At 54.9% G+C, this 8632-nt stretch carries 9 protein-coding genes; all 9 read left to right on the top strand.

The features are described from left to right. Positions 1 to 479: 479 nt before the first annotated feature. The 9 genes from C4S63_RS16890 (at position 480) to C4S63_RS16855 (ending at position 8294) form a co-directional block, all read left to right on the top strand. Positions 480 to 890: a MerR family transcriptional regulator gene (locus tag C4S63_RS16890; RefSeq protein ID WP_040297268.1), complete on the top strand. Its 411-nt coding sequence runs from the start codon at positions 480 to 482 to the stop codon at positions 888 to 890. Positions 891 to 959: 69 nt separating this feature from the next. Beyond that, a complete protein-coding gene (locus C4S63_RS16885) occupies positions 960 to 1580 on the top strand; it encodes an isoprenylcysteine carboxylmethyltransferase family protein (protein WP_062816631.1) in 621 nt (206 codons plus the stop codon). Then, on the top strand, positions 1581 to 1706 hold the full coding sequence (locus C4S63_RS17600; protein WP_255357626.1) for a hypothetical protein: 126 nt from the start codon (positions 1581 to 1583) through the stop codon (positions 1704 to 1706). Next, entirely contained in the window at positions 1696 to 4200 is a 2505-nt protein-coding gene (locus C4S63_RS16880) for a heavy metal translocating P-type ATPase (RefSeq protein ID WP_040297267.1), read from the top strand. The genes C4S63_RS17600 and C4S63_RS16880 overlap by 11 nt, the downstream gene beginning before the upstream one ends. Positions 4201 to 4249: 49 nt before the next feature. Beyond that, on the top strand, positions 4250 to 4525 hold the full coding sequence (locus C4S63_RS16875; protein WP_008930133.1) for a DUF2933 domain-containing protein: 276 nt from the start codon (positions 4250 to 4252) through the stop codon (positions 4523 to 4525). Beyond that, on the top strand, positions 4522 to 4887 hold the full coding sequence (locus tag C4S63_RS16870) for a hypothetical protein (RefSeq protein ID WP_008930132.1): 366 nt from the start codon (positions 4522 to 4524) through the stop codon (positions 4885 to 4887). The genes C4S63_RS16875 and C4S63_RS16870 overlap by 4 nt, the downstream gene beginning before the upstream one ends. A 23-nt stretch (positions 4888 to 4910) precedes the next feature. After that, the gene (locus tag C4S63_RS16865; protein ID WP_051011835.1) at positions 4911 to 6425 is read left to right on the top strand and encodes a thymidine phosphorylase family protein; all 1515 of its coding nucleotides are present in this window, start codon (positions 4911 to 4913) and stop codon (positions 6423 to 6425) included. 54 nt (positions 6426 to 6479) lie between these two features. Beyond that, entirely contained in the window at positions 6480 to 7370 is an 891-nt protein-coding gene (locus tag C4S63_RS16860) for a ribose-phosphate pyrophosphokinase (RefSeq protein WP_008930129.1), read from the top strand. 6 nt (positions 7371 to 7376) lie between these two features. Beyond that, a complete protein-coding gene (locus C4S63_RS16855) occupies positions 7377 to 8294 on the top strand; it encodes a DMT family transporter (RefSeq protein WP_008930128.1) in 918 nt (305 codons plus the stop codon). Positions 8295 to 8632: the final 338 nt, after the last annotated feature.

Here is an 8632-nt window from a genome sequence, read left to right as displayed (position 1 = left end):
TGTAAAGGATCGTCGTTTTCTGGTCATATGACACCTCGCTTAAGGTGGTGATTTTACCACCCTACGTTGGTGTCCGGATTCATTAGACCACTACATAATCTATAATGTCTCTATTACCCGAACGATCTATATTTCCTGTGCGTCGGTGCAATAGTTCTACCCTACCGGTCTATCGCGTCACCCCTGCTCAAAAAGGCGGTCGCCCAAGCGTAAGATCTTTCAGCTACCATGATAAGAAGAAAAAACCAACAGAAAGATGGCATCAAGATTACAAATTTGTAATCTATTCGTCACGTCCTGGAAATGGGCTAACCTTCAGACTCTAGTTTTAAGTTGACCTGTGACCAGGACACAGGTCTACCATACCGATATTGATAGTTGAACCTATGTCTTTAACGCAGGACCTTGACGTGGATCAATATGAGAGCTAACACCCAGGGTCACCCTGTTTACATTGCTGACGAAAGGGATGTGACCCTATGCGTGTTAACCAACTGGCTAATGAGACTGGGGTAAGTGTAGATACTGTTCGCTACTACACCCGTATTGGATTTCTGAAACCAACGAAGAACCCGTCCAATGGCTACAAGGAGTACTGTGCCAAGGAAAAGCGTCGAATGAGGTTTATCCTCAGCGCCAGACAACTCGGATTTTCGGTGAGCGATATCGCCGAAATCCTGGATACCGCTGATCAAGGTGAATCCCCCTGTCCTCTCGCCAGGCGGCTTATACAGAAGCGTCTGGAGGAAAACGAGAAAGGCTTCCAAGATAGTCAGCGACTACGGCAACGTATGTACTCCGCAGTCAGGGATTGGGAAACAAAACCGGACCGGGCGCCAACAGGCAACATGATCTGTCATCTGATCGAGGAGTTCAGTGAGAGCGGGTAGGATAAACGTTCAGTGTGACACAATCATTGAATATCTAAAGCTTATTGACACAAACAGAGGCACAAGCGCATGCATGTAGGAACCTGGGGCCTAGCAATTATCGTCACAGTTTTTGTTTCATGGCTAATGTACCGATATCTAGCTCCGGCCAGCTGGAAAGAATGGACGCGCGCTGGCGTGCTGCAGGCCTTTATTATCGCCTTTTACGCTGAAATGTACGGGTTTCCTTTAACGATCTACTTTCTAACTCGATTCTTCGGCCTCGATCTGGCATGGAACGAAGGCGGCAACCTCTGGGCGCAATTGTTCGGCACCCCTACGGCGCACATCATAGCCATGCTGCTCGGCTACAGTTTAGTGTTTCTAGGAGCAACTCTGGTCGCGGAGGGCTGGCGCCGGATACATCAAGCACGGCGCCGTGAGACTCTAATGACCGATGGCATTTACGCGATTGTTCGCCACCCCCAATACACTGGCCTCTTTCTCATCGTGTTCGGTGAAGGGGTTGTGCACTGGCCGACGATTGTCTCACTGATCGCCTTCCCAGTAATTGTCCTAGCCTACACGCTACTGGCTCTGAAAGAAGAGCGGCAGATGCTGGAACAGTTTGGTGATGAATATCGGGCTTATCGACAGCACGTCCCGATGTTCATTCCCCGCCTCAATAAGTTGCAGCAGCAGGAGTTTTGAATGAGCTTAGAATTCACAACCATTATTAGTGGTATTGTTCTTCTGGCGGTTTTTGCGCTGGTGGGCTGGAACCTACGAAGAAAGCGTTCGCGATCCGAAAAAGCAGGGGAAAAGAATGAGCGTTGACTCACAACCTTCGAGCGCTGTGGCTAAGCTGACTGTGCCGGGCATGGGGTCGGACCACTGTGCGGGTATTGTAAAGACCTCGCTACAGCGTCTTGACAGCGTCGGCGACATTACAACCAATATCGCTAGCCACCGCGTAGAAGTCACCTACGACCCCTCGACGGTGGACCTGGACGATCTCCGCAAAGCTGTGGAAAACGCCGGCTACGACGTCGCCGCAGCCAACACTTCGGGGGCGGGAAAGAACGCCCAGCTTATCGTGCCGGGCATGGGCTCAGACCACTGTGCGGGCATTGTGCGTGAATCGCTCCAGCGGCTAGAGGGCATTGAGAGTATCAAAACCAATATCGCCAGCCACAAGGTTCACGTCGTAATGACCGACGCTGGACCCAGTGTTGAACAGCTTAAACAGGCGGTTGAAAAAGCCGGCTACGATGTCGCTCAAGCCTCCTCCGAAGCAGCGGAAGATGAAGCGGAAAAGGATGCCGATATCGAAGACGCCTACTTGAATCAGGCTTTGAAACGCCTTTGGATCGCCGGGATACCGACAACACTGATTATGGTGTTGATGATCCCGCACATGTTCTGGAAACCGATCCCCGGTTATCTTTTGATTGTGGCCCTGTTGGCGTTTCCGGTGGTTTTTCTATATGGCGGCGCAGCCACTCACAAGTCCACCTGGCGCTCGCTCACCAACCGCACCTTCAACATGGATGTACTGATTTCCATGGGCAGCGTTCCGCCCTACCTGATCGGCCTGGCAGGCTTTTTCGTCACCATGACGTCATTCATTGAAATGGCCGCCACCATCATGACCTTTCACCTATTGGGGCGCTATCTTGAGGCCAAAGCCAAGGGCCGTGCATCTCAGGCGATCCGAAAATTATTAACCTTGGGCGCCAAGACCGCACGGGTCGAACGCGATGGCCAGGAGCAGGAAGTTCCCGTCAAGGAACTGCAACCGGGCGACATCATGGTGATCCGCCCCGGTGACAAGGTGCCGACGGATGGCGAAGTGGTAGAAGGCGAGAGCCATCTGGATGAATCGATTGCCACCGGCGAGTCGGTTCCGGTGTATAAATCTCCGGGCGATACCGTCATTGGCGCGACCATCAATAAAGAGGGACGTTTACGGGTCAAGGCCACCAAGGTGGGCGGCGATACCTTTTTGTCCCAGGTGATCAAACTGGTAGAACAGGCCCAAGGCTCGCGAGTGCCCATTCAGGAATTCGCCGACCGCATGACGGGGCGTTTTGTGCCCATCGTCATTCTGATTGCCCTGGCAAGCTTTGCGGTGTGGTTTGTTGCCGCCGACAGCCTGCGCCCCATACTTGCATGGGGCGCGGATTTTCTGCCCTGGGTTGATCAAACGGCGACCACACCAGTACTGGCTACTCTCGCCGCCATTGCGGTTCTGGTTATTGCCTGCCCCTGCGCTCTGGGCTTGGCGACACCCACCGCGCTTATGGTGGGCTCGGGTATTGGCGCCGAGCGAGGCATTCTGATTCGCTCCGGCGAGGCTATTCAAACCTTCAAAGACGTCAAGGTGATGGTGCTTGATAAAACCGGCACTATCACACGGGGCGAGCCCAAACTGACTGAAGTGGTTACGGCCAACAATGTCACAGAACAACAACTGCTGCAGTGGGCCGCGACGGTGGAAAATGCCTCTGAGCACCCCATTGCCCGCGCCATTGTCGAAGGCGCCCGCGAGCGTCAGGTGAGCCCGGGGGAGGTCAAAGAATTTCGTTCCACTGGCGCACGCGGCGTATCCGGCAAAGTCGATGGTGCGTTGGTTCTGATTGGCAACCGCAAATTGCTGAACGAAGAAGGAGTAAGCGGTCTAGAGGCGTTGGACGAGGATCTGGACAGCCTGGAAGGGCGCGGCCGCACCGCCGTACTGGTCGCTGTCGATGGGAAAGCGTGTGGCATTGTCGCGGTGGCCGACACCATCAAAGAGGAATCAGTAGCCGCTATACGCGGCATGCATGAGTTGGGCCTGCATGTGGTAATGATCACCGGCGACAACGAACGTGCGGCGCGCGCTGTTGCCGAGGAGGTGGGTATCGACGAAGTGCAGGCCGGGGTACTTCCGGAAGGCAAGGTGGATGCAATTCGTCAGCTGCAGAAAAAGCATGGCAATCATGTCGCCATGGTCGGCGATGGCATCAATGATGCGCCAGCGCTGAAACAGGCAAACGTGGGTATTGCCATAGGTGCCGGCGCTGATGTGGCCATTGAGGCGGCCGATGTGACTCTGGTTCGCGGTGAGCTGACCGGTGTAGTGGAAGCCATGCACCTCTCCCGAGCCACCTTTGGGAAAATTGTTCAGAACCTGATTTGGGCGAGTGCCTACAATGTGGCCGCTATACCCATCGCCGCCGTCGGGTTACTGCACCCCATGATCGGCGTGATCGCCATGACCGTGAGCTCGTTATCAGTCATCGGCAATTCAATTCTTCTTAAGCGTGTAAAGCTGAGTGTCGATAAATGATTCGATTTCACACCGATAGAGGCCGCTACCTCGGCACTGGAGAAACCTAATGGCTAACAAACCCGGTTACTGGAACAGCCTTCACGGATTTGCGACGATCTTGTTGGTTGGCGCAGCGCTTTACTTTCTATTTGTAGAGCACGGAGCGCACGTCTTTCCGTTTCTCCCCTACCTGATCATTCTCCTCTGTCCGTTAATGCACCTTTTTATGCATAAGGGGCACGGTCACGGAGAAAGCGGGCATGGCGAACACAACCACCAGGACACGGAGCAAGCTTACCGCCGCGGCCTGGAAGAAGGCCGAAAGGAGGCTGACAGAAAATGAAGCATAAAGAGCATCGCCTGGGAGTTTCGGAAGTTAACTTGGTGACCCGTCACCTCGGGCTTAAGCGACCCATCAATACCGAGAAACTGACCGAAGCCATTGCGGAAATCGATCAGCTCTATGGCTTGGATGATATCGCCTTTGTCGAGACATCCGACCGGCTCGATTTCTCCTATGACGCATCGCGGCTATGCCTCCAGTGTGTGGAGGACATCCTTATCAAGTTCGGCATTCCAATCAAGCAGGATTGGTGGACGCGCTTCAAAGAGGAGTATTACCTGTTCGTCGACCAAAACGTTAAAGACAACGCCCAACATGAACCCTGGAGTTGCCACCGAGTACCTCCGCACAATCGAAAATAGAGACGCCATTAAAAGGGCCCTTGATGACCGAAGAGCATTACCTACTGAAACCGCGCCGACTGGGTATCGATAGCCATCAAGAGCTGGTGGTCTATATGCGCAATGATTGCCACGTCTGCCACTCGGAAGGATTCAATGCCCAAAGCCGGGTACAAGTCAACATTGGCGAGCGAAGCGTTTTGGCTAGTCTCAACGTCATACATGGAGACTGGCTTGCACCGGATGAATTCGGGCTGTCGGAATCCGCTTGGCACACCCTTGCCCCCCAGCCTGGCGAACTCGCCGGTTTCGTTCACCCGCCCACGGTAGAATCCATGAGCTCGGTGCGTGCCAAGATCTATGGAAAGCCACTGGAGGACATACAGTTTGACGCCATCATCTCGGACATCTGCAAAGGGTTTTATACCGACGTGGAGCTGGCCACCTTCCTGACCGCGTGCGCCAGTCGTGGATTAAACCGAACCGAGACCGCCAGCTTAACTCGGGCCATGATAAACGCGGGGGAGCGCCTTGACTGGCATCGCGATGTGGTCGTAGACAAGCACTGCGTTGGTGGCCTGCCCGGCAACAGAACCACGCCTCTTGTGGTAGCTATGGTGGCTGCAGAGGGTTTGATCATGCCAAAGACCTCCTCGCGGGCGATCACCTCTCCGGCAGGCACCGCCGACACAATGGAAACCTTGGCGCCGGTCGCCCTTTCCATTGACGACATGCAGCGCGTCGTGGAGCAGGAAGGCGGCTGCATCGCCTGGGGCGGTGCAGTCTCCCTGAGCCCTGCCGATGACGTTCTGATTCGTATCGAACGGGCAATCGATCTCGACAGCGAGGGACAACTAGTGGCATCGGTGCTGTCTAAAAAAGCCGCCGCTGGTGCCACCCATGTCGTGCTCGACCTTCCGGTCGGTCCCACAGCCAAGGTTCGCAGTGAAGAGGACGCCCAGTGTTTAGCAAGGCTGCTGCGCGAGACCGCTGAAGTGATCGGGCTGACTGTTCGGACGGTCATCACCGACGGTCGGCAGCCAGTCGGACGAGGCATAGGTCCCACCCTGGAGGCCCGAGATGTTCTGGCTGTGCTCCAAAACAAGGAAGACGCACCTGCGGATCTCAGGGATCGATCTATCCAACTGGCCGGTGCGATTTTCGAGCTCGCAGGGCTTGTCGAAAAAGGCAGCGGCGTCAATCTGGCCGCGCAATCCCTGACCAGTGGTCGGGCCTGGCAAAAATTTAGAGCTATTTGCGAAGCCCAGGGCGGCATGCGCGTACTGCCGGTGGCGGCTCAGACTCAGCCGGTGCCAGCAAATCGTCATGGCTTCGTCACCGCTATCGACAACCGTCTACTGGCGCGCATAGCCAAGCTTGCCGGCGCGCCAGCGACACCAGCCTCGGGACTCGACTTACATGTACGCCTCGGCGACTGGGTCGAAGCCGGCCAACCTCTGTTTACCTTGCATGCCGAGTCCGCAGGAGTGCTTGCCTACGCGCTGGAGTACTTACACAGTCGTCTTGACGTTATTTCCATCTCTGAATATCCGTCATAAGGCCTTCTCAATTCGCGTCCAATACCGCTCATTGACTTTAAAAAAGGACCAGGCATGACAATCCGTTGGAATGTGCTATTCAACCTCCACAGTGACAAAGAACTTGCTCTAACCCTTTGCGGGTCGCTGGATCTTCGCGAGGGTCAGCTCGACATGCGCCACTTCCCCGATGGCGAAAGCTATGTGCGGGTGCTGGATGAGGTTAAAGACCTCAATGTGGTGGTGCTGGCGGACCTTTATCAACCTGATCACCGAACCCTGCCTTTACTCCTGCTGGCCGAAACACTCAGGGACCTCGGTGCCAAGGAGATTCTGCTGGTGGCGCCCTACCTTCCGTACATGCGCCAGGACAAACGCTTTCACGGCGGGGAGGGTGTGACATCGCGTTACTTCGCGCAATTGTTGTCCCGCTACTTTTCAGCGCTGGTCACCGTTGATCCTCACCTGCACCGCTATCATGTCTTGTCGGAAATCTACGGTATTCCTACCCAGGTCGGTCACGCAGCGCCAGTAATCGCGGAGTGGATCGCCGCCAACGTCAACAACCCGGTCTTGATCGGCCCCGACAGCGAGAGCGAGCAATGGGTCTCTGCGGTGGCAAAGCAGGCAGGTGCGCCCTTCACGGTATTGAGTAAAACCCGGCGTGGCGACCGTGAGGTAGAAATCAGTGTGCCTCACCTTGAGCAATGGCTGAATCACACTCCGGTACTGGTCGATGACATCATCTCCAGTGGCCATACCATGCTGGAAACCATAGTTCACCTTGAGCGCTTTGGGCTGCCGAAAGTGGTCTGCATCGGCGTTCACGGAATCTTTGCTGAAGGAGCCGATATGGAGCTAATTGATAAATCAGCGCGACTGGTCACTTGTAATACGATCTCACACCCCAGCAACGCCATCAATATCGGAGGCCTTCTGGCCACCAGTATCCGCGAGTTGGCTTGATTCGTTATGAAGACTCAATCAAAAGCCGCGAACGTTGCTTGGATGGTGGTAGTTGTACTGCTCTGGGCCATCTGTTTTCCTTTTATCGTGACGGGGCTGCCGGACGCTCCCCCCTTGCTGTTTGCTGCCTTGCGCGCTTTTCTTGCGGGAGGGCTGCTCTTCGCGGTTCACTTGGTTCTGCGGCGGCGCGCGCCTTACCCTTTTAGCCCCCGAGACTTGGGGCTGTTGAGCTTAATCGGATTGTCCTATACAGCGATGGGATTTGGCGGAATGTTTCTAGCAGCAGGACACCTATCACCGGGACTGGCAACTGTCCTGGCAAGTACTCAGCCCCTGATTGCCGCAGCGATCGCCGCCGCTTGGCTCGGAGAAACGTTGCAGATCAAGGGCATAGCCGGGCTTGTCATAGGTTTTTTGGGCGTCGCCTTGCTTTCTTGGTCGGGATTCGACAATAACAATGCCGGCTATCTATGGGGAGTTACCTGGGTTCTTATGGGCGCCATCGGAATAGCCATCGGCAACATTCTATTAAAAAATCGTGCTGGGAGATCAGTTGCCGCCCCCATGGCTGTCCAGTTATTAATAGGCGGCGGAATACTTCTGGCTGCATCCGCGGTAGGCGGCGAACAGTGGGAGATTCGGTGGACATTTCGATTCACCGGTTCCCTGCTCATTCTATCTGCCCTGGCGACAGCCGCCATGGTGTATTTATGGTTCGCCCTGCTGGCCCGCGCCCCCTTAAACCGATTGAACGTCTTCAGCTTTCTAACCCCGGTACTTGGGTTGCTAATTGGATTTATGTTCTTTGAAGAGCGGCTTCAACCCGTCCAGATTCTTGGAATAGTCGTTGTCATTATCGGTATAGCCATGATGCAAGGGAGAAATGCTGTGGTAGCCCCCGACGAGAGCGCAACACCACCTTAGTCGCTACAGTCCGTGCCTCCTTATAAACACAGCTGGAGTGGAAAACCCCGCAACAGGAGCAACATGTGATCGAACGAATACGCCAAGGAGCGCCCACCAGCCGACTATCCGTCCTTTTGCCAGAACTCCCCCTGGCGGGATTTGGTTTTTTGACACACTTTTTGTGGGAGATGCTTCAAGTCCCTTGGTTTACCGGTATGGCGAAGGCATCTCACGGCTCAGTGGTTTGGATGTGTATACAGGCTTCCGGCGGCGATGTGCTGATTCTACTGGCCAGCTTCTGGTTTTCCTCAATAGTCTTCGGACACCGTCGATGGCTCCTCGAGGGCAAACGAAAG

This window comes from Alcanivorax sp. DSM 26293 (genome assembly GCF_900107995.1).
Taxonomy (GTDB): Bacteria; Pseudomonadota; Gammaproteobacteria; order Pseudomonadales; family Alcanivoracaceae; genus Alcanivorax.
The sequence above is the reverse complement of the archived record's forward strand: the minus strand, read 5'-3'. Positions and strand labels throughout refer to the sequence as shown.